Raw genomic sequence first — 26,818 nt, 5'->3', positions numbered from 1 at the left:
TTAAATCATCAGCCGCTTAAAACGCAAAAAGCACCGCCTGGGCGATACTTTTTGCGTGAATTTCTAACAGTCTTGCGCTTGCCAAGTGCAACTTACCAGCAGCGAAACGCGATATAGTCAGCCTGGCTGTTACGCCATGGCAGGAGCAACGTAGGAGATGGGCGCCACCGCCTTATCTTCTTCAAACGTGACGATTTCGTAAGCTTCTGGCTGCGCCATTAATTCACGGCACAGCTGATTATTGAGCGCATGGCCTGACTTAACACCGCGGAACTCGCCAATTAAGCTATAACCAAGCTGGTATAAGTCGCCGATAGCATCAAGCACTTTATGCTTAACAAATTCATCTTCGTAACGCAGACCACCCTCGTTAACGATGCGGTAGTCGTCTACCACGATAGCGTTATCGAGACTGCCGCCAAGGGCCAAGTTATTTGAACGCAAAAACTCAAGATCACGCATAAAACCAAAGGTACGCGCGCGCGACACTTCTTTCACGAAGGAAGTGGTCGAAAAATCAATCAGCGCCGTCTGTTTCTGCTGCTCAAACACCGGGTGATCGAAGTCAATGGCAAAAGAGACTTTGAAACCTTGATGGGGCAAGAAAACCGCTTCTTTATCGCCATCGGTAACCGCCACACGATGTTTAATACGGATAAATTTCTTTGCTGCATCCTGCTCTAAAATACCCGCAGACTGAATCAAAAACACAAATGGGCTCGCGCTGCCGTCCATAATAGGAACTTCAGGCTCACTAACATCCACGTAAGCGTTATCAATACCCAGTCCGGCAAAGGCTGACATCAGGTGTTCAACGGTCGCTACTTTAACCCCTTTACATGAAAGCGCGGTGCATAGAGTGGTGTCTTCCACCAATTCTGCACGGGCCGGCACATGAACAACGGGGTCCAGATCGGTTCTGACAAACACAATCCCTGTATTGGCCGGTGCCGGACGCAAAGCCAAATGGACTTTTTTGCCAGAGTGCAGGCCCACGCCGGTAGCGCGAATGACATTTTGTAGGGTGCGTTGTCTGATCATGGGTAGTAATCGAACTCTAATGACGGTGATTGCCGTAGGAAAAAGTTATCAAACAGTGTTCACTTTAACAGCAAGCAAGCGTTTTAGCCAATAAAACGCTTGCTTGCCGCGAAAGTGAGTCTGATAAAAGATCAATCCGCCTGGCGGCGTAGAAATGCGGGGATATCAAGATAATCGTCGGCTTCACTAGCACGACGCTTTTCAGGGCGTGGTTTAGCGGCGGCTTCAGGCGCTTCAGCGCGTGCAGTCGCTTGTTGACGCATTACCGTCGGCTGCTGAAGCTTGCGGTAATCAGATGAAGATTCCGCTGCGGAGCGACGTGCCGGCTCGCGCGCTGTCGTTTTGGATTTTTGCCCATCCAGGCCCGCGGCCACAACAGTAACACGTAGTTCGTCGGACATTTCCATGTCAATGGAGGTACCCACTACGATAGTTGCATCTGGCGATGCAAACTCTTGCACAGTGGCGCCCACATCATTGAACTCGCCAATCGACAGATCGGGACCAGCAGTGATGTTGACCAGAATACCGCGCGCGCCATGAAGATCGATATCTTCCAGCAGCGGACTACGGATAGCCTTCTCAGCTGCTTCACGAGCACGATTTTCGCCTGTCGCTCCGCCGGTACCCATCATCGCCATGCCCATTTCCGACATAACGGTACGCACATCGGCAAAATCGACGTTGATGATACCTGGGCTGGTAATCAGCTCAGCAATACCCTGAACGGCACCCAACAGCACATCGTTCGCGGCACTAAAGGCCGTTAGCAGCGTGGCGTTTTTACCCAATACTGAGAGCAGCTTTTCATTGGGGATAGTAATCAATGAATCGACATGCTCGGAGAGCTCTTTCATGCCCTCTTCAGCAGCGCGCATGCGCTTCGGCCCTTCAAACGGGAAGGGACGGGTTACAACCGCAACGGTAAGAATACCGAGTTCTTTCGCAACCTGTGCAACCACAGGTGCGCCACCGGTACCGGTACCACCGCCCATACCGGCAGTGATGAACACCATATCGGCACCAACCAGCAATTCGGCAATGCGCTCGCGGTCTTCCATCGCCGCCTGACGCCCTACATCGGGATTGGCACCTGCGCCTAATCCTTTTGTAATTTCACTGCCTAGTTGCAATACGGTTTTTGCCGAAACGCGCTTAAGCGCCTGGGCATCCGTGTTAGCGCAGATAAACTCAACGCCTTCAATATTGCTTTCGACCATGTGGTTTACAGCATTGCCGCCACCGCCGCCAACACCAACCACTTTGATGACCGCACTGCTCGAGGGTGCGTTATCTACCAATTCGAACATAAGCCCCGTCTCCTGAACCGCGATTGCGGCCCTGTCAGAAATTTCCTTTGAACCAGCCTTTAATTCTTGCTAGCGCCGAATGGTCTTCCGTGATATCACGCCGGGCAAGCTCGTTACGACCTTTATGAGCTGCAACAACTCCCCCGTGGCTTTTTAAACCTTGCCCATGACGCGTTTCCTGCAAGGCATAATGCAGCAGGCCAACGCCTGTCGCATAAATAGGATTACGAACGACATCCGCCAAACCTCGTACGTTTTGCGGACATGCGATGCGAACGGGCATATGAAAAATCTCTTCCGCCAATTCGCTGACACCTTCCATGCGCGAGGTACCGCCAGTAAGCACTATCCCAGCCGCCACCATGTCTTCATAGCCACTACGACGTAACTCATCTCTTACTAACGTAAACAGCTCTTCGTAACGCGGCTCTACCACTTCAGCAAGCGCTTGACGTGATAGGTCACGCGCAGGACGATCACCTACGCTAGGTACTTTAATCATTTCATCGCTTGCCGCTAAATGCGTTAACGCACAAGCATATTTCACTTTAATCTCTTCAGCGTGCTGCGTTGGTGTTCGCAACGCCATGGCAATATCGTTAGTCACTTGGTCGCCTGCTATAGGAATAACCGCCGTATGGCGAATAGCCCCTTCGCTGAAAATCGCCATATCAGTGGTACCGCCACCAATATCCACCATGCAAACACCCAACTCACGCTCATCTTCGGTCAGCACTGCCATACTTGAAGCTAGCTGTTCCAAAATAATAGCGTCAACTTCTAAACCACATCGGCGCACGCACTTTTCGATATTTTGCACCGCGTTTAAAGCAGCCGTTACTAAGTGCACCTGCGCCTCTAAACGTACACCGGACATTCCCAATGGCTCACGAATACCGCCTTGAGCATCAATCGAGAACTCTTGAGGCAGCACATGCAGCACGCGTTGCCCTTCTGAAATAGCGCGAGCGCGTGCCGAATCAATAACGCGCTCAATATCGGATGGCGTTACTTCACGCTCTTTAATAGCCACAACGCCATCAGAATTCATTGAGCTAATATGACTACCAGCCACGCCAACATAAACCGAGTGAATATCGCAGCCAGCCATCAACTCAGCTTCTTCAACCGCCCGTTGGATAGACTGCACCGTTGATTCAATATTGATTACCACACCGCGTTTCATACCACGCGAAGGGTGAGAGCCAATACCGGCAATTTCAATTCCGCCATCATCGGTAGGTTGACCGACTATCGCGACGACCTTGGACGTTCCAATGTCCAGCCCGACCACCATATTGGATGCGTTGGGTGAGCCTGCCATGAGTCGGGAAATCTCCTTGCGTCAATTTTTAAAAGTGAATATAAATAAGGGGGCGCTTTATCCAATACTTAACATTGAAAGCACACAACCCGAAATAACCAGTGCTGTTTTAAGGCGCTCTATTCGCTGACACTCTCTAAGTACAAATAGTCGAGATTAAACACCATTTAATCAGCGTCTAGCCCATAGTATAGAAACAATAACCACAATACGACTAGTACAAATACACAATAATAGGCTTTGATAGCAATTTAAAGCCGAATATTGGCTTTTTCAGCGTTGGCAACCACTCACTTTTACACCTTATTTGCAGCAAGTAATAGCTCTGTTACTCATCTTGCACTGTAAATTCACTTTCCCCATGCCAAGCAACGGCGATACCGTTAGGATAACGCAGGTCAATATAGCGAATCTGCTCGCCAAGAAGATACAACTCCCGCTGCCATGAAGCCGACAACCGGGCTAAGCGCACTTCATGCTGGCGCCGGCCTAACATTACCCAGGCACCATCATTTAACTGTAGCCGCCAAGCTCCGCGCGGCTCTAAGCGCAATTGGGTTAAATCAAGCGATAACTGTTCGAAATGGGGTTTAAGCCGGTGATAGTAGTCCAATACCTCTTCACTACTGCCGGCAGGACCAGCTAAGTCAGGCAACCCAGTCGGTGGTGTTAACGGCGCAAAGGCAAACGGCTCGCCTTCTGAGTTAACTAAGAAATCATCATTCCAGCGCGCCACCGGCTGTTGCTCAATAAGTTCAAACACCAGTGCATTAGGCCACTCACGTGAAATGCGCACTTCGTGCAACCAACCAACCTGCAGTGCTCGGTCACGCAACTCCCCCAGATCTGCCGACAGCCAAGTAGCGTCAACGACCAGTGGCGCAAGCTGGGTACGCAAATAGTCGGCACTGACATACTCCCACTCGCCGCGAATAGATACCCGTTCAATTGGACGGTCCAGCCACAGCCAAAGCGCACGCCCACCGGCACCCATGAGCAGTGCCAGCAGAATAATCCCCAGCCAAGCGTTACGCCTTTTCATAACGCACTCTTATTAGCGCACTCTTCATGACGTCAACTGCCCGCCTGCGGTTTGCAGAATATTAACCACCAAGTCATCAAACGACATACCGGCATGCGCTGCCGCCTGGGGCACCAAGCTGTGATCGGTCATGCCAGGCACGGTATTAACTTCTAATAACCAAAAGCGCCCTTCGCAATCGCGCATGACATCAACCCGCCCCCAACCTACCCCACCAATCGCCGTAAACGCCTGCTGGCAGAGGGTAGCGAGTGCTGCTTCTTGCTCAGTGGTAAGACCACAAGGTAGGTGGTACTGGGTGGTATTAGCGATATATTTTGCTTCGTAGTCGTAAAACCCACCCGGCACTTCTACGCGAATAGCGGGCAATGCCTGATCACCCAATAGCGCAACGGTGTACTCCTCTCCAACAACGAAACGCTCCGCCATTACCCGCGCATCAAACTCGGCTGCCTCGTAGTACGCCGCCTCAAGTGCCGCCTGACTTTTCACGATGCTAATACCTAGGGTTGAGCCCTCATGCACGGGTTTAACCATCAGCGGCAAGCCAAGCTGAGCCACTACGCTGGACCAGTCAGCGCCTGCATCCAGCATAATACTTTCCGGCGTAGGCAAGCCTACGGCGCTCCACACCTGCTTGGTGCGCTCCTTATCCATCCCCAGCGCAGAAGCGAGCACCCCACTGCCAGTGTAAGGAATATCGAGCAGTTCTAGCGCCCCCTGAAGAGTGCCGTCTTCACCGCCACGACCGTGCAATGCAACAAACACTACCGAGGGAGCCAACTGCTCTAGACCGACCAAGCCATTGTCACGAGGGTCATAGCCACAAGCGTTTACGCCTTTACGCTGAAGCGCCTCTAGCACCGCCGTTCCGCTCTTAAGCGATACCTCGCGTTCAGCAGAGGTACCACCGTAAACAACGACGACCTTCTCTGATGGTTGGGTTGATGCTACTTCCGCGCTCACAGCTCCACCTCACTCATTGCTAACTGCGCTTGAGCCAAGCGCAGGGAAATCCCCCCCACATCGCCAGCGCCCTGGGTAATTAAGATATCGTCGGGACGTAATACATTGGCTAATAGCGCGGGAAGCTCGTGCTTAGACTCAACAAATAGCGGGTCTACTTCGCCGCGCTGACGAATAGATCCTGCCAATGTTCTGCCTTCTGCACCAGGAATAACCGCTTCACCCGCGCTGTAAACATCCAGCAACACTAGCGTATCGACTTGAGAAAGCACGCGGACAAAGTCTTCGTATAGATCGCGAGTACGGCTATAGCGATGCGGCTGATAGAGCATTACCAGGCGTCGCTCGGGCCAGCCCGCACGAATGGCCTGGATGACCATGTCAACTTCCCTCGGGTGGTGACCATAGTCGTCCACCAACATGATCTCACCCTCCCCTTTGGGCGCGGGGAAATGACCATGCACCTGAAAACGGCGGCCAACGCCTGCAAAGCCCGCCAAGCCGCTTAAAATAGCGCTATCGCTAACACCCGCATCGGTAGCAACGACAATAGCCGCCATGGCGTTTAAGGCGTTATGCCGGCCTGGCATCGCTAAACGCACCTCTAGCGGAGCGACGTTACCTGGCCGCAATGCGGTAAACGAGACGTCTCCGCCTTGCTGGGTAAAATCAACGATGCGGTAATCGGCGTCGTTATCAAAGCCATAGGTGACGAACTGACGCTTAACCTGTTCACACAACACACGCACGTGAGGGTCATCAATGCACAGCACCGCCAAACCATAGAACGGCAGATTGTGCAGAAATTCGATAAAGGTGCTTTTCAAGCGCTCAAAATCACCGCCGTAGGTCGCCATATGATCCGCATCAATATTGGTAACAATCGATACCATTGGCTGTAGGTGTAGAAACGAGGCATCAGACTCATCAGCTTCAGCCACTAAGTAGTCGCCCTCCCCCAGACGCGCATTGGCCCCAGCACTGGTCAGTTTGCCACCAATGACAAAGGTAGGATCCAAGCCACCTTCTGCCAGCAGGGTCGCCGTTAAGCTGGTCGTCGTGGTTTTACCATGAGTGCCCGCCACGGCGATTCCATGTCGAAAACGCATCAATTCTGCCAGCATTTCAGCTCGGCGCACTACCGGCACCCGATGCTCATGAGCCCAACGTATCTCGGGATTGGTTTCATCAATCGCACTTGAAACCACTACCACGTCGGCGCTCTCCACGTTAGCTTCGGCATGTCCGACCGCTACACAGACACCGCACTGGCGCAACCGCTCCACAACAGAAGAGGTTTTCATATCACTACCGCTAACGGTGTAGCCCTGGTTAGCCAGCACCTCTGCGATACCACACATCCCTGCGCCGCCAATGCCGACAAAATGAATTCGACGAATTCGACGCATTCCTGGGCCAGTGGTAGTGACACGCGAGGGGGGTATAATTTGGTCAGAATCGGTCACGCAGTGTCTCCTAACGGCACCATCGCCAAACACCCTTCAGCCAAGCGTTTTGTGGCGTCTAAATGGGCGGCCTGACGTGCATTCGCCGCCATTGCCGCCAGAGTATTTGGGACGAGCAATTGGTTTAAAAATTCGCTTAACCGCTCAGCGGTCAGTTCAGACTGAATAACGCACTTCGCGGCCCCCGCCTTGACGAGCACCTGAGCGTTGATGCGTTGATGGTCATCGACAGCAAACGGGAACGGCACCAGTAGCGCTGGCTTAGCCGCCGCTGCCAACTCCGCGACTGTCAGCGCCCCCGAGCGGCACACCACTAAATCGGCCCACTCATAGGCAGCGGCCATATCATCAATAAAGGGGCTCACCTCAGCGCTCACGCCGTGCTGCTGATAATTTTCTGCAGTAACCTGCTCACGATTCTTACCCGCCTGATGGCGAACCTGGGGGCGTTGCTCAATGGGCAGTGCAGCCAGCGCAGGGGCCAAACGTTCGTTAAGGGCCACAGCCCCGAGCGAACCACCCACTACCAACAAACGCAGAGGTCGGGAAGCGAGTGTTTCCTCGTCCCGCGGCGAACTCCCCAAGGCGGCAATGTCGTCACGCACTGGGTTGCCAATGACATGGGCACGCGCCCCAAAGGCCTCAGGAAAAGCGGCATAGGTTCGTTTAGCCAGGCGCGACAAGACGCGATTGGTCAGACCTGCCACAGCGTTCTGCTCATGGATAATCAGCGGAATGCGCGACAACCATGCCGCCAAGCCGCCGGGGCCACTGGCAAAACCACCCAAGCCGACCACCACTTGAGGTTTGAAGTCGCGAATGATGGTACGTGCCTGCAAGATCGCACGGCTAAGGTTCAGCGGTGCTTTGAGCCATCCCGTCACACCATTGCCGCGCAGCCCACTAACGGCAATCGTATGCAATCTAATACCCGCTTCAGGCACCAGGCGATTTTCAATACCTCTAGGGCTACCCAACCACTCAACGTCGACCTGCTCAGCCTGCAAAGCTTTGGCGAGTGACAATGCTGGAAACACATGGCCGCCTGTGCCACCCGCCATAATCAGTACTCGTCGGCTAACGTTAGTTGTCACATCAAACTCCTGATAACACCACGCGGCATAGCGTTACGATAAACGCGGCTCATGGCGGGATTTATACGGGGTGGACGCACGCCTAGGCCGGTGACGTGTTTCGGCATCTATGCGCAGCAGCAAACCGACCATGATGCCCGTGACTAGCAGGCTGGAGCCGCCATAGCTCATCAGCGGCAGCGTTAGGCCCTTGGTCGGCAATAGTCCAGAACTCACCGCCATGTTAATAAATGCCTGCGCGGCTACCACAAAGCCGATGCCATAGCTTACATAAGCGCCAAATAGATGCCCTGCCAGCTCAGCCTTACGTCCGATCCACATGGTGCGGGCAATAAATAGTGTGAACAACAACACAACGATAATCGCACCGATCATGCCCAGCTCTTCCGCGATCACCGCAAAGATAAAGTCGGTATGTGCTTCGGGCAGGTAATGGAGTTTTTGCACACTATTGCCCAGGCCGGTACCCGTGACGTGCCCCCGCCCGAAGGCTATTAACGCTTGGGTTAACTGGTAGCCGGTTGCAAACTGGTCGGCCCAGGGATCTAGAAAACTTGTCCAGCGTGCCAGTCGGTAGGGCTCAATCACCACCATCATGACCGCACCGGAGCCAAGCAGCAGCCCGCTGCCACCCAACAGCACCAGCGATGCACCGCTCATCATCAGCATGCCAATCACGCAAACAGTAAAGACCACCATGCCGCCGAAATCAGGCGCTAAAAAAAGCAGCCCAGCGGGTACCGCCAGAACGGCCAGAGGACGCCACATGCTGAACGCTCGACGACGTAAGTCATACGTGAAACGCGACATAAACGCCGCCATATAAAAAATCAGCCCGACTTTGGCAAATTCAGACACCTGCAAACTTGGCAAGGGACCTGGCAGCGCTATCCAGCGCTTACTGCCGTTGATCTCTTGACCAACCATCAACACCACAACCAACAAAAAGATACTGGCAAGCAGAATCAGCGCTGCATTCTGGCGCCATACTTCAAGCGGAACACAGAGCATAAATACACAGGCCATCACGGCGAGCACCAGGAAAATACCGTGTTGGCGTGAATAGTGGTAGGTATCTTCCAGCAAACCAATCGACGCCGAACTGACCATGACCCACCCCAAACCCGCCAAGGCAACCGCAGCCACGATTAGCCAAACATCGCAGGGTAATTCACGGGTGGAAAGCGTCGTGCGCAGCCGCTGAAGTCGACTCATAGCGCCTCCCCGGCTTTAGTCGATGCTTTATCCAGCACCCAGCGACGAAACGCCTCGCCACGCGCTGGGTAATTGGCAAACTGATCTAGGCTTGAACAGGCGGGCGATAGCAGCACGCAGTCACCCGGCTGGGCAAGCTCAAAGGCTGTCTGCATCGCCTGAGTTAAGTCCTCGACCTGCTGAATGCTAACGTGTTCAATCAATGCGTCGGCTAGCCGCGGAGCATCTAAACCGAATAGCAGCACATGCCGTGCACACTTAGAAAGAGGCGCGGCCAAAGGGGTGAAATCAGCGCCCTTACCTATTCCACCGGCCAGTAGAATCAAACGTCCTTCCAACGTTGCGCCAATACCATTAATCGCCGCTAGGGTAGCGCCTACATTGGTGCCCTTGGTGTCATTGACCCAGGTGACGCCGTTGATTTGCGCAATGACTTCGCTGCGGTGTTCCAAGCCTTTAAATTCGCGCAGCGCGTTGCACATGGGCGCAGCCGCAAAACCCAACGTCTGCCCCATGGCCAGTGCCGCCAATGCATTGAGGTAGTTGTGCTGACCGGCTATTTTTAACTCATCGATGGCCAACCAAGGGCTGGAGCCCTGCATTAACGTCAGCTTGTCGTGGTGAAACGCCAGCCCCCACTCATTAGCCTCCGGAGCACGCTGAGAAAAGTACGCTACTTGGTCAACAGGGTACGTCGGCCAGGTGGGGGGCTCATCAGCATTCACCACAGCGCTCTCTGCACCGATAAAAATACGCTGCTTTGCGGCGCGATAGCTGTGCATATCCCCATGCCGATCCAAGTGATCTTCACTTAAATTCAAGAAAGCCGCACAGCGCGCGCCCAGTCGGGGAGTTGTCTCAAGCTGAAAGCTGGAAAGTTCAAGAATGTAGAGCTGCGCATCAGGGTGGCTGGCCAATAGATCCAGCGCAGGTGTCCCCAGATTGCCGCCAACAGCGGCATCGACACCGGCGGCCGTGGCCATATCGCCCAGCAGGGTCGTTACCGTCGATTTCGCATTCGAGCCGGTGATCGCCGCAACAGGGGCCTTCGCAGAACGGACAAACAGGGCAATTTCGCCCACCACCATAGGCTCGCCTGTGTGCGGATTAAGCTGATCAGCCAGCTCTTTCAAACCCGGCATACGTGGGTCAAGCCCAGGGCTAACGACTACCTCGGCTACGCCGGTAAGATCCAGTGCCGCCAGCGAACCACAATGAACATCAATGGCGGGATGTGCCGCACGAAAATCGTCAAGGCCCGGCGGCTCAGCACGCGTGTCTGCCACCATATAGGGCACATTTAAGCGGCTTAAGTGGCGGCAAATCGCACGGCCAGATACCCCCAGCCCAACAACCAGCGTTAAACCTTTAGCTACTCGATCCATCACAGGCTCCCTTCTCGCATCATGCCCACTTGCATTAACGAATTTTGAGCGTTGCGAGGCCAAGCAGCACCAGCACCACGGTAATAATCCAAAAGCGCACGATTACCCGCGGCTCTGGCCAGCCTTTAAGCTCATAGTGGTGATGCAAAGGCGCCATACGGAAGATGCGTCGCCCGGTGAGTTTGTAGGAGCCCACCTGGAGAATCACCGACACTGTCTCCATGACGAAAATGCCGCCCATAATAAACAGCACGATCTCCTGACGTACAATTACCGCTACCACGCCTAGTGCGGCGCCTAACGCCAGGGCGCCGACATCGCCCATAAAAACCTGAGCGGGGTAAGTGTTAAACCACAGAAATCCCAACCCGGCCCCGGCGATAGTCGCGCAGAAAATCGCCAACTCCCCTGTACCGGCGATAAAGGGAATGTGTAGATAGGTGGCAAAAACCGTATTACCGCTTGCGTAGGCAAATACCGACAAGCCCATGGCCACCAGCACTGTGGGCATAATTGCCAGACCATCAAGACCATCGGTCAAATTAACCGCGTTCGAGCTGCCCACGATCACAAAATACGTTAGGACGATATAAAACACACCAAGCGGCAGCGCAATTTCTTTGAAAAGCGGTACTAATAAACTAGTTTCGACGGGTGACGATGCCGTTAGATAGAGCAGCACAGCCGCACCAAGACCGACGACCGATTGCCAAAAATATTTCCACTTTGCAGGTAAACCACGCGGATTTTTCTCAACCACCTTGCGGTAGTCATCGACCCAGCCAATGGCGCCAAAGCCTACGGTTACTCCCAACACCACCCAGATATAAAGATTGGTCAAGTCACCCCAGAGCAAGGTACTAATGGCAATAGCCAATATAATCATCGCCCCACCCATGGTGGGTGTACCTGCTTTTGAAAGATGAGACTGAGGGCCATCGTCACGCACTGACTGACCAATTTGACCTTCAACCAGACGCCGAATCATCCATGGCCCCAACCACAGGCACAGCAGCAAGGAAGTGAGCGCACCTAAAATCACGCGCAGGGTTAAATAGTTAACTACCTGAAAATCAGTTTGGTACTGGGACAGAAAATTCGCCAAGTGAAGTAACATGAACGGCGTTTACCCTATTTCATCCGTACGCAGTGCGTTGACAACATGTTCCATGCCCGCACTGCGTGACCCTTTCACCAACAAAGTGGTGTCGGGCGGCAAGTTATTAGTGACATGACGCGTTAGCGCCTCGTGATCGTTAAAATGCAGCCCACGACCAAAGGCTTCGCTGGCTGCGCGGGCACCCTCACCCAACGTCAGCAGCTCATCGATACCCAGCTTTGCAGCGTAGCGACCAATATCCGCGTGTAACGCTGCCGACTCGCTACCCAATTCACCCATCGCCCCTAGTGCGCACCAGCGTGGCGCAGGGAAGCTCGCCAATGTCTCCAGGGCGGCTTTTACCGCCCCGGGGTTGGCATTGTAAGTATCATCGAGCACGTTGGCGCCGCGTAAACCGGGCACCACGGTTAGTCGGCCCGCTAACGCCTGTAACGTTTCTAGCCGCGCGATGACCTGCTCTGCCGTCATGCCCAAGGCCAATGCCGCAGCGGCGGCGGCCAAGGCATTACTGACATTATGCTTACCCAAAAGCGGCAAACGCACTTCGCCTAGCGTTTGGCCATGCTGCAATAGCGTGAAAGCATACCGCCCTTGAGGATCACAGGAAAGCGCTGAGGCACTTACATCGGCCTGCGGGTGAAAGCCAAAACTGACGACTCGTCTTGGGGCCGCACGAGAGGCCCAAAAAGAGTAGTAGTGATCATCACGGTTCAATATCGCCGTACCCTGATCGCTCAACCCGGCAAGTAGTTCACTTTTCGCCTGGGCGATCTGCCCCATACCGCCAAACTCGCCAACGTGGGCGCCGGTTACATTAGTAATAATCGCAATGTCAGGCTGTGCCAGCGGTGCCGTCCAGGCAATCTCGCCTAAATGGTTCGCGCCAAGCTCTATCACAGCGGCTTTATGCTGCTGACTCAATCTCAATAAGGTCAGCGGCGCGCCAAAATCGTTGTTCAGATTACCCTGCGTGGCTAACACCTCACCCAACGGCGTCAACAGTGAGGCACACATCTCTTTTACCGTGGTTTTACCGCTATTACCGGTGACTGCCACCAAAGCACCCTGCCAGTCACGCCGGTGCGCTCCGGCCAATAGCCCTAAAGCCAGCCGCGTATCGGGACATACCAATTGCGGTAAAACGCTCGCAGCAGGTGCTTCAACCAGCGCTGCCGCAGCACCAAGCTCGTGGGCGCGTGCGACAAAGTCATGGCCATCAAAGTTCGGGCCTTTTAAGGCAATAAACAGGCAGCCAGGTTCGATTTTACGACTATCGGTGACGATCGTGCTAACCGCCAACTGAGCATTTTGCAGCGGCGTATCGATGCTTAACGCGGCAGCGATCTGACCAAGCGTCCAGGCCATTAGCGGGCTCTCCGCGTAGCAAATGCCCGCTGAATCTCTTCGCTATCGGTATAAGCGTGGCGCACCCCTTTTATTTCTTGGTACGCCTCGTGGCCTTTGCCGGCGATCAATACCACGTCCTGACTGGCTGCTTGACGAATGGCCGACGCGACAGCCTCGCGACGACCCGCAATTTCAATGGGATGGGCTGCGCCTGAAAAACCCGACAATATCTGCAGCCGAATCTGCTCGGCAGATTCATGACGCGGGTTATCATCGGTGACCACGACATAATCCGCTAACTGCTCGGCAGCACTGGCCATTTCGGCCCGTTTACCGGTATCACGCTCACCGCCACAGCCAAATACGCACCACAGTTTGCCAGCATCGCCCAGGTGGGCGCGCAGCGCTTGCAGAGCGCTACGTAGGGCATCCGGCGTGTGGGCATAATCCACCACTACGCTAGGCACATCGCCCCCCCCGTAAAGCTCCATACGGCCAGGAACCGGCGCCAGCGCCTTAGCGGCAGCAAAGAGCGCATCAAGTGGCTCGCCCAAGCCATAGAGCACGGCCATTGCTAACAGCACGTTATCTAGATTAAAGCGGCCCATTAAACTTAAGCTGAGCATTTTCTCGCCGTCGGGGGTCGCAATCATTGCCTGCTGACCCCGCCCAAACGGCTGCCAATCCATTACCCGCAATGTAACGGCTTCGTCTTGACCCGTCGCTAGCACACGCACACTGCTATCACAGCCAGCGAGCATTAAGCGCGCCAGCGGGTCATCGCCGTTCACTACCGCCAACGTAAGCTCCGAACGCCGAAAAAGCTTCGCTTTCGCCGCGGCATAAGCCGCCATACTGCCGTGGTAATCAAGGTGATCGCGCGTCAGGTTGGTAAACACACCCACGCCCACGTTGACCGCCGCTAAGCGATGCTGATCTAGCGCGTGGGACGAGGCCTCCAAAGCAACTCGCCTCACCCCCTGGTGCGCTAACTTCCCCAGCGTTGCCTGCAGCGCCAGCGAGCCAGGCGTGGTCAAGCCGCTCTCGCTTAACTCTCCAGGCCGCCCCACTCCCAGGGTGCCAACAAGGCCCGCAGGTGTTCCCAGCGCTTCGCTGAGAGCAGCAATATAGTGTGTAACTGAGCTTTTACCGTTGGTACCGGTGACGCCAATCACTTCCAAGTCACCCGGCACCTTAAACAGTGCTCGCCCCAGCTCTCCCAAACGTGCCGAGAGATGCGGCAGACTCAGCACTCGCCCCTCGAGCTGTACATCGCTATGCGCCCCTTGCGCCAAGATAAGCGCGGCGCCAGCTGCTAATGCCGGCTCGATAAAGTCACGACCATCACTCTGACTACCTGGCACAGCTACAAAGATGTCACCCGCCTGGAGCTTGCGGGAATCCATTTCAATGCGAGTTTGGTCCGGAAGCTCGGGCCAATCAGTGGGCATTGGTGAGTCGGGCCAAACTTGCTTGAGCGCCGTCAACACATCGCTGGGACTCAGCCTCATGCAATCTCCTTAAAAAAACTACTCCGCATCATGATCTGGCGGAACGTCCAACAAGCGTAAGGCATTCCCTGTCACACTGGAAAATACTGGCGCGGCAACGGCACCGCCGTAAAACTCGCCCGCTTTGGGGTGGTCAATCATCACTACCGTGACAATTCGGGGGTCTGAAATCGGCGCAATACCGGCAAAAACACTGCGGTAAGCATCGGTGGTATAGCCTTGCTGGCCAATTTTACGCACCGTGCCTGTTTTACCCCCAACGCGATAGCCTTCAACCCGTGCTCGCCGACCGCCGGTATAGGCCGCGACCGAGGTTTCGAGAATATTCAGTAGATCATTGGCAACTGTCGGCTCAATCGCAGAGATGCCCTGGGGGGGCTCAGAAAGACGCAGCAACGAGGGCGGCAAACGCACGCCATCATTGGCTAATGCCGTATAAGCACTGGCCAGTTGTACCGCTGACACAGACAAACCGTAACCATAGGCGAGGGTCGCTCGCTCGCTGCGAGACCAGCGAACCGGTGCCGGCAAGCTGCCCGTGGACTCACCAGGAAAGCCTGTACCGGGAGCTTGACCCAACCCTAGCTGATTATACTTTTCCCAAATCGCCGTATCGCTTAATCGCAGCGCCAGGCGAGACATACCCACATTCGAAGAGTGCTCCAGAATGCCAGCCAAATCCAGATCGCCATAGTTACGGAAATCACGGATGGTGAACTGATCCAACCGCATCCAACCCGGTGAGGTGTCCACCACAGCGTCACGATCCACCACGCCACTTTCCAATACAGCGGACATAGCGAGTGGTTTCATCACCGAGCCTGGTTCGAATACATCCACCAGCGCTTGGTTACGTAACCCGCGTGGATCAAGCCCCGCCCGATTATTCGGGTTATAGGAGGGTAAGTTAGCCATGGCCAATACCTCCCCAGTACGGGCGTCCATCATTACCAGCACGCCGCCATCAGCCTCATTCTCAGCCACCGCGGCACGCAGTTCACGGTAGGCCATATATTGAATACGCTGATCAATTGAGAGCGTCAGCTCACCCCCTGGCTGAGCTTCGTTTATCACGCCTAGCTCGCGCACCAGCCGTCCACGGCGATCTTTTATTACCCGCCGCTGACCTGGGCGACCTGCTAGGTAAGGCTGGTAGGCGAGCTCTAGCCCCTCCTGGCCGACATCATCCACATTGGTCACTCCCAACAACTGAGCGGCGACCTCACCGGCAGGATAGTAGCGTTTATATTCACGCTGGGGGTATACGCCGGGCGTGCGCAGGTTAAGAATCTGCTGGGCTGCCGCAGGGGTCATCTGGCGGCGCAAATACATGAACTCATGTTCGCTGAAACGCGCCACCCGCGCCTCGAAGTCACTCAGCGTCATACCCAGCGCCTGGGCCAGCATTACACGTTGAATAGCATCTTCGGGAAGTTCTTGCGGGTTGGCCCAAATGGTCACCACCGGCGTGGAAATCGCTAACGGTTCGCCATTACGGTCTGTAATCATGCCGCGGTGGGCGGGAATTGTTTCGTGACGCAGAGTGCGCGCGTCGCCCTGGCTTTGCAGAAAGGGGCGGTCGATGACCTGAAGCAAGGTAATGCGACCAATCAAAATAATAGATGCTAAGCCAATCGCGATCAGAATAAACAAGAAGCGCCCGCCGCCAAGCGGGGGCGCAATGGGAGCCTGGCGCGAGGTACCGCCTCGGCGTTCGCTTCTCATGGCCGAATCACCTCAACATCATGGACATCGGGGATTCGCATGCCCAAACGTTCAGTGGCAATTTTTTCAATGCGCGCAGGCGTTGACCATGCGCCCTCCTCAAGCAGAAGCTGCCCCCACTCCGTTTGCAACTGATTCTCCTCTTGCTCGAGCTGTTGCAGCTGAGCAAATTGGACGCGTGTCATATGAGTAGTGATGACCACGCCCAGACCAGAGGCCATGCAGACTAAAAAAAGCAGGCTAATCACCACCGGCCATACACGCAGGCGCAGCTTAAAAGGCCATTCGGTGCGTAGCGTGGTTGCCCACTGCTCAATCCGATCCATGCTCATATGCAAATCCGTGATAACACCGTGATTACATCCGTTTGCGTGCAGCCCGCATGACGGCACTTCGTGAACGTGGGTTAGCATCCACTTCTTGCTCACTCGGCCGCTGACCTTTGCCGAGCGCCTCAAGACGTCGATTCAACTGATCGTCGCGGATAGGCACACCGCGCGGCAGATGGGTATCACCGCGGACATGATGACGAATAAAGCGCTTCACGCGGCGATCTTCCAGCGAGTGGAAACTGATGACAACTAAATGCCCACCCGGGGCCAGGGCTTCAAGCGCCGCATCGAGCGCACTATCTAATTGCTCTAACTCACCGTTGACAAAAATACGTAACCCTTGGAACGCTTTAGTTGCCGGGTGACGCCCCTTCTCCCAGGCCGGATGAGCTACTTTCAAAACTTCCGCCAAGTCCACGGTATGGGTAAACGGCTTTTCGACCCGACGGGTAACCACGGCGCGAGCTAGACGCTTGGCATAGCGCTCTTCGCCATAGGTTTTAAATACGTAGGCAATATCCGCCTCACTAGCCCGCGCCAGAAAATCAGCTACGCTCTGTCCTTGCGTGGGATCCATACGCATATCCAGCGGACCATCGCGCATAAAACTAAAACCGCGCTCGGGGTCATCAAGCTGAGGGGAAGAAACGCCTATATCCAACAGTACCCCTGAAAGCTTACCGAATACGCCCAACTCGCGAGCATAGTCGGCGAGCTGGGCAAATTCACGCTGAGTAATCTGGAAGCGTGGGTCGTCAATTGCTGCTGCCGCAGCAATCGCCTGAGGATCACGATCCATCGCAAGTAGCTGGCCTTGCTTACCAAGCCGATCAAGAATTACCCGTGAGTGACCACCTCTCCCGAAAGTGCCGTCCAGATAGACGCCCTGGTCATCGTGAACCAAGGCATCGACAGCCCCCTCCAGTAGTACGCTGGTATGGCGAAAGGGGAAAGCAACCTGTTCAGCGTCAGGAGAAGACATTTTTTTCTCACACAAGATAATAGAGACAACATAGTAAAGAGCGTGCAAGCACGCCCTGATATGGAAATGGGGGAGTCGGCCGATAAGCCGGGTTCTGTCGTGGACAGCCATTCCTCTAGGCGCTGCGTTACCACAGCGCTCAAGCAACCTACCCGGATCCAGCGCGGGCCACGCCATTGGATCCCTATTTGGTCTTGCTCCGAGTGGGGTTTACCATGCCACGCACTGTTACCAGACGCGCGGTGCGCTCTTACCGCACCCTTTCACCCTTACCGGCCCCAGAGGTTTATTTCAGGGGCTTAGGCGGTCTACTCTCTGCTGCACTTTCCGTCGGCTCGCGCCGCCCAGGCGTTACCTGGCACTCTGCCCTACGGAGCCCGGACTTTCCTCCCCCAACACCTTTTAAGGGGTATCAGCGGCGACTGTCTGGCCAACTCCGGCGGCAAGCATACCAGCGCCCATGATTTGCCTCAATGCTCGCTTTTAATTGCTTGCAAACGAGCGTACCAGACCTGCTTCCGCCCGCCGAGCATTCGCGCCGCCACTGCCGCTCCCTGCTTCACGCCCACGCCCTCCGCCAGCAGAGCCGTTAGCAAGCCATCCGCGGATATATCCTGATGCTCACTCTGCTCAACCGGCGGGGCGCCGGACACGATCACCACAAACTCACCTCGCGCTTGATTGGGATCGGCAGCTAACTGCTCAAGCAACGACGCAGGCGTGCCATACAGAAAGGTTTCAAACGTTTTAGTGAGTTCGCGGGCCAACACCACATCACGTCCGGCCATTTGCTCCTGAAGCGCTTCTAGGGTATGTGCAATGCGGTGAGGAGACTCGTAAAACACCAGCGTCTCTTCGCGCGTTTTCCAACCCTCAAGCGCTTGTCGTCGAGCCCCTGGCTTAGCCGGTAAAAATCCACCAAACACAAAACGGTCGGTCGGCAAGCCTGCGCCTGAAAGCGCAGCAATCAACGCGCAGGGGCCGGGGATCGGTACAATATGGCGATCGCGCGCCCGTAACTCGCGAACCAACACGAACCCCGGATCACTAATCAGCGGTGTTCCTGCATCGCTGATCAGCGCAATATCTTCGCCAGAGGCAAGATAGCTATCCAAGGTATCCACACGCCGCGCTTCATTATGCTCATGCAATGAGAGCATGGGTTTATTAATCCCCAAGTGCGCCAACAGGCGCCCGCTGTGGCGAGTATCCTCCGCCGCGATTCGCGTTACTTGCCCCAATACCCGAGCGGCACGCGCGGTTAAGTCGTCCAAATTCCCAATTGGTGTGGCAACCACGTACAATGTGCCCGGACTCTGATCTGTCATTATTGACTCTCGATTCGTTGATGGCTTGCTTTGCTGTTGCACTATGCTTGTTTTGCTGTTGCGCTATGCTTGTGTAGTGGCCTCGTCAATCGCTGGCAAGCAGCGACAGCGCAAATGGAAACTAAAGGAAGGATACATGAAACAGTCATTACGTGGCTTACTCGCCGCTGCCCTAGTGGCATTTCTGGTTGCGGGATGTGCGACTCAGTCGCCTAGCGTGGTAGATCGCGTACCCGATGAAGACCCTGGACAACTGCTGAGCCAAGCGGAGCAACAAGCCCCAGAGCAGGCCGCTAAAACGCGCTTGGAAGCCGCCGACATTCTGGCCCGCCAAGGCGAGCGTGAAGACGCTTTTGAAGCGGCCGATGCGATTGATGAAAGCCTTTTATCAGAAGAGGATCGCGTACGCTGGGCACTGCTGTTTTCAGAACTCGCCCGTGCGCTAGACGAGCCGCGTGCTGTACTGCGCGCCACGCAGGTGCTGGATGATGAACTGCCCATGCAGGCCAACCAACAAGAAACGTTAGCAGAGCGCCAACGCTGGGCCCGCGAAGCGCTTGATCAACCCCGCGCGATAAGTGTCGCACTGCCGGAACTTGAGGGTCAGCAAATACGCCGGATCGTGGTCGCGTTACCTGAATCAGGCCCGCTCAGTAGCGTTGCTGACACAATCGCCACTGCCATGCGTCAGCACCATGATGTTAAAGGCGACAACGTTGAATTAAGCTTCCTGGATGCCTCGCGTTATTCGATGGATGAGCTCTATGACCGCGCCCAGCAGATGAATGCTCAGCTAGTCATCGGTCCGCTTGATAAAGACCAAGTCACCCAACTAGAGCAACGCAACAGCGTGCCACTGCCTACTCTGGCGCTCAATTATGGTAGCAGCGCTAGCAACCAGGCTCAGCGCCTGCTCCAGTACGGACTCTCGGCTGAAGATGAAGCGCGCCAAGCCGCTCGTCGCGCCTGGCAGGATGGTCACCGCCAAATGTCGATGATGGTTCCGGATAACGGCTGGGGTCGCCGTGTTGGTGAAGCGTTCTGGAATGAGTGGCAGGGCCAAGGCGGAGACATTACTAACGCCGTACGCTACAACCCTGACAGCTCTGTCTCCAATGCCGTTAAAACCGCTCTAAACGTCAGCGGGGAGCGCGCTCGGTTAAGCAATATTGACGCGCTCTTCCTGCTCGCTTTACCAGAATACGCGCGCCAAGTACCGCCGACGATGGATTACTACTATGCGCCCAACCTGCCTATCTACGCCACGTCACACTTACACGAAGGGCGCCTGCAAACTCGTCTTGATCAAGACCTCAACGAGGTGATGTTTGTGGATATTCCCTGGCAAATCCCTGATGCCGCCGTCGGTGGCGAAGAGATCCTGCCGTTCGCATCGACTTACCAGAATTTACGCGATGAGTCCGACGCCTCCATGTTTCGCCTGATGGCAATGGGCGTTGATGCTTACGAGCTGGCGATCCGCTTCTCCAACCTCGCCGAACTTGACGGTTTGAATGGCAGTACCGGTACGCTTTATTTAGGAGACGATGGACGCATTTACCGTGAACTACCTTGGGCAAAATTCCAGAATGGCGTTCCATCACCCATTCTAATGCCTAACCTGAGCAACAGTGACGAATAACGCTCAAACCGCGCGCGCGCGTGGCGCCGCCATTGAGCACATCGCTGCTCAATGGCTTGTCCAGCAAGGGCTTACCCTCATCACGCAGAACCATCATGTGAAGGGCGGTGAGCTTGACCTGGTGATGCGCGATGGCGATATTCTCGTCTTTATTGAGGTCAAACATCGCACCACAATGCGCTATGGACATCCTCTAGAAACCGTCACCTACCAAAAGCAGCAGCGTTTGGTGCGTGCAGCGAGGCTATATTTAGCCCGCGGCGGGCTTTCATCGCCCTGTCGCTTTGATATTCTGGCGATTACTGGCAAGCCGCCCAACCTTGATTTTCAATGGGCGAAAGCTGCTTTTGATGCCTTTTGACTGTTTTTGTAAAAACCGTCTTCAACACTCTAATTTAACCAGGAAGCCCTGATGGACTTTCAAGCTCGGATACTCGGTCATTTCAACGCTAGCATCGACACTAAGACTTACGCCAGCGAAGTCCTGCCGCCCTTTATTGAAGTGGCGAGCCAAATGATGGTGCAGTGCCTTGTCAGCGATGGGAAAATTCTTACCTGTGGTAATGGTGGAAGCGCTGGAGATAGCCAGCACTTCTCCTCAGAACTGCTCAACCGTTTCGAGCGTGAGCGGCCCAGCCTACCTGCCCTGGCATTAACAACCGATACGTCCACGTTAACGTCAATTGCTAACGATTACAGTTATAACGAAGTATTCTCCAAGCAGATACGCGCTTTGGGACAACCGGGCGATGTGCTGCTGGCGATATCGACCAGCGGCAACTCAGGCAATATCGTGCAAGCCATTCAAGCCGCACATGATCGTGACATGACCGTGGTTGCGCTTACTGGTCGCGATGGCGGTGATATGGCGTCGTTGTTGGGACAAGATGACTGTGAAATTCGCGTTCCCGCCACCTCCACGGCCCGCATACAAGAGGTTCATCTCTTGGTGATTCACTGCTTATGCGATCTTATCGATGAACAGCTGTTTGGCAGCGCCTAATAACTTTATTAAAACGTTATCAAGCATTATGTTCTTAAACTGAACTTTAACTGCTAGCACCAAGGAGCCATACCGATGACCCAACCCCCCTCCTCTCGTGGCCTAATGGCCGCCGCCCTCTGTGCGGTCATTTTTATCAGCGGCTGCGCCAACAACTCAGCCTCCAATCAGTCTAACTATGCCCAGCGCAGCGACGATGTTGAAGCCGTTGACAACACAATCGAACGTGAAGCTGAAAACGCCCTTGAGCGCGCCGATGCTCGCCTAGGCGATGCACGCATTCGGGCGCATAGCTTTAACGGCGCTGTACTATTAGTGGGTCAAGTGCCAAGCGAAGAGTTGCATGACTTGGCTGGGGAAGTCGTTGGCAATTTGCGTGGCGTTAACGAAGTTCATAATGAACTCACCATTGCCGCCCGCCTTCCAGCCAGCCAGCGCCTCACTGACACGTGGCTAACCACTAACGTCATCAGCCAATTGGCAACCAATGACCACATCGATTCATCAAAAATAAAGGTAACTACCGAAAACGCTAGCGTTTACCTAATGGGTATTGTTACCCGAGCGGAGGCTGATCGCATTGTCAACGCAGCTTCCGCCGTTGGCGGCGTACAGCGAATTGTCAAAGTATTCGAATATCTCGATTAAACGGCGCAGCACAAACTAACTTCAGCGACGAACCGCACTAGCAAAACGTGCTGACTAAAAAGCCTCGCTCAATGAGCGAGGCTTTTGTATAAAACAGCCAAGATAATTACTTAATCAAAATAATTATTTAACCACTCGCAGAGTTGGCTTTTTCTTCGCCTTACCCTCTGCTTGAGCGTCTTTCTCAGCAGCTTCCTTCGACGCCTGCGTCTTTTTACCTTGCTCAGGAACCGGCTCAGTGACCGTTAGCTCTGGCTTGACTGAAGACCCTGACTTGGACTCCCCCTGAGGTGACGACAAATCTTCGTCCTCGATATTCCCAAAGGAGCCATCAGCGGCATCACTCAGATCAGGCTCATGACCAAAGACCATTCCAGCGCCGTTCTCCCGGGCATAAATAGCAATGAGGGCCGGGGTGGGAATCATCACCTGCATAGGCTGCCCGCCAAAGCGTGCATTAAAGCCTATCGCCTGATTCTCCATGAATAGATCGCGCACGGCGGTCGGCGCCACGTTCAAAACGATCTGGCCATTTTGAACAAACTGACGAGGCACTTCGACTCCTGGCAAGGTGGCATCCACCACCAGATAAGGCGTTAGTTCGTTATCCAATAGCCACTCATAAAGTGCTCGGGCGAGATAGGGGCGACTCGATTTCATCTAGACTCCCTCCTCCTAACAAGTAAGGCTCCCTGCCTTTATTAAGCGCACAGGAGCCAAATGAATATTTAAGCGCGCATCTCTTTTTCACGCTCACTTAAAGAGGCCTTAAATGCTTCACGCTCGAATACTCGTGCCATATAGGCCAACAGCGGCTTCACCTGTTTTTCAGGCAGCTCGATGTTGAGCTCCGGCAAACGCCACAAAACGGGCGCTAAACAGCAGTCTACTAAGGTAAACTCTTCGCTCATGAAGTACGGCATATCCTCGAAAATCGGCGATATACCAATCAGACTTTCACGCAGTTCTTTACGCGCCTTATCTGCTTCCTTTTTTCCACCACTACGAATCAGATCGACCATTGGGCACCACTCGCGCTCAATGCGATGCATCCAAAGGCGGCTTTGCGCACGCGCTACTGGATAAACAGGCAACAGCGGAGGATGCGGGAAACGCTCATCCAAGTACTCCATCATGACCTTGGATTCATACAGCACCAAGTCACGATCTAACAGCGTCGGTACGCTATTGTACGGGTTAAGGTCTGCCAGCTCTTCCGGTGGTTTTTCGTCAAGCACATCGACAATATCGACGGCAACCCCCTTCTCGGCCAACACAATGCGCACACGATGACTGAAATGATCATCACTACCAGAGTAAAAGATCATCGACGACCGCTTGGCCACAACACCCATGAAAGCATCCTCACATCAAAACAATCTTGGATAATAACACGCCAGCGCTACCTTAGGGGAAGCTAGCCTGCTTTGCTTTTATTGCAGCTTTTACTGCAATACTGACAAGCAAAAGGCGCACGGCTTACGCCGTGCGCCCAACTGATCATCAGCCACTGCTAATTTAGTGGATATCTCGCCAGTACTCACGCTTGAGCAGATAAGCAATCACACCAAAAATGAAAATAAAGATCAGTACCTTAGGCGCCAGCGCCTGGGCCTGAAGTTTGGAGGGCTCGCCTACGTAAGCCAGGAAGTTAGTAAGATCATATATCGCTTCCTCAAACTCTGCAGGCTCGAGCTCACCAGGCTCCGTGACCTGTAACACGTCACAGGATTGATATTTGCCCGATAGCGCATCCGGCTCTTGCCCCTCAACAGGATGGTCGGTTTCAGCACACACAAGCTCTTGCACACCTTGCAGTGGCTCCAACACGTTAGGCATCGCTACCAAATCAAACACCGTGTTGTTGACGCCCGTAGGACGACTAGGATCTTTATAGAAACCGAGCAGATACGAATAGATCCAATCGGTTCCGCGCACACGCGTTTTCAGCGATAGGTCAGGCGGCGGCGCGCCAAACCAGCTTTCAGCGTTACCACTGTCCATCGCAATGTGCATTTGGTCGTTATACGCCAGATCTGATGAGAAAATCAGATTTTCTTCGACCAAATCCTGGGGCATCCCAAGGTCGTCCGCAGCACGGGAGAAGCGCTGATACTGAAGCGAATGGCAGCCCATGCAGTAGTTAACATAGAGCTTCATGCCATTTTGCAGCGAGGCTTGATCGTGTAGATCAGGTTCCATCGAGTGAGGCACGCTTGCGCCCCCTGCAGCCATCGCGGTTACTGGCACTAAAGCGAAAAGGAGTCCAAATAGATACTTTTTCATTAGCCAGTCACCCTTTCCGGAACGGGTTTAGTCTTCTCCAGCTTGGTATAGAACGGCATCAAGACAAAGAAGGCGAAATAAATCACGGTGCACGCTTGGGCCAGGAGCGTCCTGCCCTCTGTCGATGGCAATACACCCAGCACACCCAGGATGACAAAGCTGATGGCAAATAGCAGCAGCATCACTTTCGACATCCAGCCTTTGTAACGCATAGAGCGTACCGGACTACGATCCAACCAGGGTAGAACAAACAGTATGGCAATCGCCGCGCCCATAAATATAACCCCCAGGAACTTAGCGTCTAAGCCAAATACCGAGAAGGTTATCGCGCGTAGAATGGCGTAAAACGGCGTCATATACCAAACGGGCGCAATGTGATCGGGCGTCTGCAGCGGGTTCGCCTGGTCAAAGTTTGGCTTTTCAATAAAGTAGCCGCCGCCTTCTGGGAAGTAGAACACCACCACACAGAAAACGAATAGGAAAACGGCCACACCTACAAGGTCTTTCACCGTGTAGTAGGGATGGAACGGAATCCCATCCAGCGGCACCCCTGCCTCATCCTTCTTCTGCTTGATATCAATGCCATCCGGGTTGTTAGAACCCACCTCGTGCAGTGCAATAATATGCAGCACAACGAGCGCCAGGATAACAATTGGCAACGCCACCACATGCAAGGCAAAGAATCGGTTTAGGGTAATACCAGAAATCAGGTAGTCACCACGTATCCACTGTGCCAAGTCCGGTCCGATTGCCGGAATAGCCGAAAACAGCGAGATAATAACCTGTGCGCCCCAGTAGGACATTTGCCCCCATGGGAGCAAATAGCCCATAAAGGCTTCCGCCATGAGCACCAGGTAAATCGTCATACCAAAGACCCACACCAGTTCGCGAGGGGCTTTATAAGAACCGTACAGGAGACCACGGAACATATGCAGATAGACAACAAGGAAGAACGCAGAGGCACCCGTGGTGTGCATATAGCGAATCAGCCATCCCCACTCTACATCGCGCATTATGTATTCGACGGAATCGAACGCGCCTTCCGCAGAGGGGTTAAAGCTCATGGTCAGCCAAACCCCGGTCAGGATCTGGTTAACCAGCGCCAGTAGCGCTAACGAGCCAAAGAAGTACCAAAAGTTGAAGTTTTTCGGCGCGTAATATTTGGAGAGATGCTCTTGCCACATCTGAGTAGCAGGGAAGCGGTCATCCACCCAACGCATGAGGCCTTTTTCCGCCTTGGCTTTATTCGGATTACCCATTAGGCAGTCTCCTCATCTTCGCCGACGATAATGATATCGTCATTTTCAAAGCGGTAGGGTGGCACCTCAAGGTTGGTCGGTGCGGGGACGTTGCTGAACACGCGACCTGCCAAGTCAAAACGAGAACCGTGGCATGGACAGAAGAAACCACCCGGCCAGTTATCGACACCTACGCCCTCTGCATCGGGCTCGGGCCGGAATAGCGGCGAACAGCCTAAATGGGTACAAATACCGATCAGCACCCCAATCTCTGGCTTAATCGAACGCATATGCCCTTCTATATAAGGCGGCTGCTGAGGCACTGTTGATTCTGGATCAGCGAGCACCCCCTCCCCAAGCGATTCAGTGCGCTCGATCATTTCCGGCGTACGATTGATAATCCAGACTGGACGACCACGCCACTCAACAGTCATACGCTGCCCAGGCTCAAGCTTGGATATATCTGCTTGAACGGGAGCACCCGCCGCTCTTGCCCTGGCACTAGGCTGCCAAGAAGCCACAAAGGGGACCGCAACCCCGACAGCACCTACCGCACCTACTACGGAGGTGGCGCCTACGAGGAAACGGCGTCGGCCTTTGTTTACGCCGTTATCTGCCATTTCAGGTTTCTCCCATCAGCTTACCCGTTCCGCCGCAAAGAGATCCCGCGGCGACGAATATTAATTACGCTCTATGGTAAAAAAACAAAGCGCCGGGCACAAGAACAACCGCTCGTGACCATAGTGGTACAAGTAATATAATTTTTTGATATTCCAATAAAAAGCGCCCAGGCCATTGACCTGGGCGCTTTAC

Annotated in this window: 25 protein-coding genes and 1 other RNA gene; 4 read left to right on the top strand and 22 right to left on the bottom strand. The window is 54.3% G+C overall.

Annotated features, from left to right (window positions below):
* Positions 1–129 precede the first annotated feature (129 nt).
* The 17 genes from lpxC to rsmI all read right to left on the bottom strand — a co-directional run bounded on the left by lpxC (position 130) and on the right by rsmI (position 19,188).
* Positions 130–1,041, bottom strand: coding sequence for a UDP-3-O-acyl-N-acetylglucosamine deacetylase (gene lpxC / locus QT230_RS02465; RefSeq protein WP_308319896.1), 912 nt, complete (start codon positions 1,039–1,041; stop codon positions 130–132).
* 131 nt (positions 1,042–1,172) lie between these two features.
* Positions 1,173–2,351 carry a cell division protein FtsZ gene (ftsZ, locus tag QT230_RS02460; protein ID WP_308319895.1) on the bottom strand — a complete coding sequence of 393 codons (1,179 nt, stop codon included), beginning with the start codon at positions 2,349–2,351 and terminating at the stop codon, positions 1,173–1,175.
* A 34-nt stretch (positions 2,352–2,385) separates the two neighbouring features.
* On the bottom strand, positions 2,386–3,675 hold the full coding sequence (ftsA, locus tag QT230_RS02455) for a cell division protein FtsA (RefSeq protein ID WP_308319894.1): 1,290 nt from the start codon (positions 3,673–3,675) through the stop codon (positions 2,386–2,388).
* A gap of 328 nt (positions 3,676–4,003) precedes the next feature.
* The gene (locus tag QT230_RS02450; protein WP_308319893.1) at positions 4,004–4,717 is read right to left on the bottom strand and encodes a cell division protein FtsQ/DivIB; all 714 of its coding nucleotides are present in this window, start codon (positions 4,715–4,717) and stop codon (positions 4,004–4,006) included.
* 24 nt (positions 4,718–4,741) lie between these two features.
* Positions 4,742–5,683 (bottom strand): D-alanine--D-alanine ligase, encoded by a 942-nt coding sequence (locus QT230_RS02445; protein WP_308319892.1) that lies wholly within the window; start codon positions 5,681–5,683, stop codon positions 4,742–4,744.
* Entirely contained in the window at positions 5,680–7,092 is a 1,413-nt protein-coding gene (gene murC / locus QT230_RS02440; protein ID WP_308320114.1) for a UDP-N-acetylmuramate--L-alanine ligase, read from the bottom strand. Before murC ends, QT230_RS02445 begins: the two co-directional genes overlap by 4 nt.
* A 53-nt stretch (positions 7,093–7,145) precedes the next feature.
* Positions 7,146–8,243: an undecaprenyldiphospho-muramoylpentapeptide beta-N-acetylglucosaminyltransferase gene (murG, locus tag QT230_RS02435; protein WP_308319891.1), complete on the bottom strand. Its 1,098-nt coding sequence runs from the start codon at positions 8,241–8,243 to the stop codon at positions 7,146–7,148.
* 33 nt (positions 8,244–8,276) lie between these two features.
* Positions 8,277–9,458 carry a putative lipid II flippase FtsW gene (gene ftsW / locus QT230_RS02430; RefSeq protein WP_308319890.1) on the bottom strand — a complete coding sequence of 394 codons (1,182 nt, stop codon included), beginning with the start codon at positions 9,456–9,458 and terminating at the stop codon, positions 8,277–8,279.
* The gene (murD, locus tag QT230_RS02425; protein WP_308319889.1) at positions 9,455–10,843 is read right to left on the bottom strand and encodes a UDP-N-acetylmuramoyl-L-alanine--D-glutamate ligase; all 1,389 of its coding nucleotides are present in this window, start codon (positions 10,841–10,843) and stop codon (positions 9,455–9,457) included. Before murD ends, ftsW begins: the two co-directional genes overlap by 4 nt.
* Positions 10,844–10,877: 34 nt before the next feature.
* Positions 10,878–11,960, bottom strand: a complete 1,083-nt coding sequence (mraY, locus tag QT230_RS02420; RefSeq protein ID WP_308319888.1) for a phospho-N-acetylmuramoyl-pentapeptide-transferase — start codon at positions 11,958–11,960, stop codon at positions 10,878–10,880.
* A gap of 9 nt (positions 11,961–11,969) precedes the next feature.
* Positions 11,970–13,328, bottom strand: a complete 1,359-nt coding sequence (gene murF, locus QT230_RS02415) for a UDP-N-acetylmuramoyl-tripeptide--D-alanyl-D-alanine ligase (protein WP_308319887.1) — start codon at positions 13,326–13,328, stop codon at positions 11,970–11,972.
* Positions 13,328–14,821, bottom strand: coding sequence for a UDP-N-acetylmuramoyl-L-alanyl-D-glutamate--2,6-diaminopimelate ligase (locus QT230_RS02410; protein ID WP_308319886.1), 1,494 nt, complete (start codon positions 14,819–14,821; stop codon positions 13,328–13,330). The genes murF and QT230_RS02410 overlap by 1 nt, the downstream gene beginning before the upstream one ends.
* Positions 14,822–14,839: 18 nt before the next feature.
* Positions 14,840–16,546, bottom strand: a complete 1,707-nt coding sequence (locus tag QT230_RS02405) for a penicillin-binding transpeptidase domain-containing protein (protein WP_308319885.1) — start codon at positions 16,544–16,546, stop codon at positions 14,840–14,842.
* Positions 16,543–16,878, bottom strand: a complete 336-nt coding sequence (gene ftsL / locus QT230_RS02400; protein ID WP_308319884.1) for a cell division protein FtsL — start codon at positions 16,876–16,878, stop codon at positions 16,543–16,545. The genes QT230_RS02405 and ftsL overlap by 4 nt, the downstream gene beginning before the upstream one ends.
* A 25-nt stretch (positions 16,879–16,903) precedes the next feature.
* Positions 16,904–17,860 (bottom strand): 16S rRNA (cytosine(1402)-N(4))-methyltransferase RsmH, encoded by a 957-nt coding sequence (rsmH, locus tag QT230_RS02395; RefSeq protein ID WP_308319883.1) that lies wholly within the window; start codon positions 17,858–17,860, stop codon positions 16,904–16,906.
* Positions 17,861–17,927: 67 nt separating this feature from the next.
* Positions 17,928–18,298: RNase P RNA component class A (gene rnpB, locus QT230_RS02390), an RNA gene on the bottom strand.
* Between the two features lie 32 nt (positions 18,299–18,330).
* The gene (gene rsmI, locus QT230_RS02385; protein WP_308319882.1) at positions 18,331–19,188 is read right to left on the bottom strand and encodes a 16S rRNA (cytidine(1402)-2'-O)-methyltransferase; all 858 of its coding nucleotides are present in this window, start codon (positions 19,186–19,188) and stop codon (positions 18,331–18,333) included.
* A 136-nt stretch (positions 19,189–19,324) separates the two neighbouring features.
* On the opposite strand from rsmI, the gene QT230_RS02380 reads away from it, so the two are divergent.
* The 4 genes from QT230_RS02380 to QT230_RS02365 all read left to right on the top strand — a co-directional run bounded on the left by QT230_RS02380 (position 19,325) and on the right by QT230_RS02365 (position 22,481).
* On the top strand, positions 19,325–20,830 hold the full coding sequence (locus tag QT230_RS02380; RefSeq protein WP_308319881.1) for a penicillin-binding protein activator: 1,506 nt from the start codon (positions 19,325–19,327) through the stop codon (positions 20,828–20,830).
* Positions 20,820–21,191 (top strand): YraN family protein, encoded by a 372-nt coding sequence (locus tag QT230_RS02375; RefSeq protein ID WP_308319880.1) that lies wholly within the window; start codon positions 20,820–20,822, stop codon positions 21,189–21,191. Before QT230_RS02380 ends, QT230_RS02375 begins: the two co-directional genes overlap by 11 nt.
* A 51-nt stretch (positions 21,192–21,242) precedes the next feature.
* A complete protein-coding gene (locus QT230_RS02370; protein ID WP_308319879.1) occupies positions 21,243–21,833 on the top strand; it encodes a phosphoheptose isomerase in 591 nt (196 codons plus the stop codon).
* A gap of 75 nt (positions 21,834–21,908) precedes the next feature.
* Complete coding sequence (locus QT230_RS02365) at positions 21,909–22,481, top strand: BON domain-containing protein (protein WP_308319878.1); 573 nt, start codon at positions 21,909–21,911, stop codon at positions 22,479–22,481.
* A 123-nt stretch (positions 22,482–22,604) separates the two neighbouring features.
* Here QT230_RS02365 and QT230_RS02360 read toward each other — a convergent pair whose 3' ends face one another.
* The 5 genes from QT230_RS02360 to petA form a co-directional block, all read right to left on the bottom strand.
* Positions 22,605–23,141 carry a ClpXP protease specificity-enhancing factor gene (locus QT230_RS02360; RefSeq protein ID WP_308319877.1) on the bottom strand — a complete coding sequence of 179 codons (537 nt, stop codon included), beginning with the start codon at positions 23,139–23,141 and terminating at the stop codon, positions 22,605–22,607.
* A 68-nt stretch (positions 23,142–23,209) separates the two neighbouring features.
* Positions 23,210–23,836, bottom strand: a complete 627-nt coding sequence (sspA, locus tag QT230_RS02355; RefSeq protein WP_308319876.1) for a stringent starvation protein SspA — start codon at positions 23,834–23,836, stop codon at positions 23,210–23,212.
* Positions 23,837–23,999: 163 nt separating this feature from the next.
* On the bottom strand, positions 24,000–24,767 hold the full coding sequence (locus tag QT230_RS02350; protein WP_308319875.1) for a cytochrome c1: 768 nt from the start codon (positions 24,765–24,767) through the stop codon (positions 24,000–24,002).
* Positions 24,767–26,026, bottom strand: a complete 1,260-nt coding sequence (locus QT230_RS02345; RefSeq protein ID WP_308319874.1) for a cytochrome bc complex cytochrome b subunit — start codon at positions 26,024–26,026, stop codon at positions 24,767–24,769. Before QT230_RS02345 ends, QT230_RS02350 begins: the two co-directional genes overlap by 1 nt.
* Positions 26,026–26,625, bottom strand: coding sequence for a ubiquinol-cytochrome c reductase iron-sulfur subunit (gene petA, locus QT230_RS02340; protein WP_308319873.1), 600 nt, complete (start codon positions 26,623–26,625; stop codon positions 26,026–26,028). The genes QT230_RS02345 and petA overlap by 1 nt, the downstream gene beginning before the upstream one ends.
* Positions 26,626–26,818 lie beyond the last annotated feature (193 nt).

This window comes from Halomonas sp. SpR8 (assembly GCF_031010195.1).
Lineage (GTDB): Bacteria > Pseudomonadota > Gammaproteobacteria > Pseudomonadales > Halomonadaceae > Vreelandella.
The sequence above is the reverse complement of the archived record's forward strand: the minus strand, read 5'-3'. Positions and strand labels throughout refer to the sequence as shown.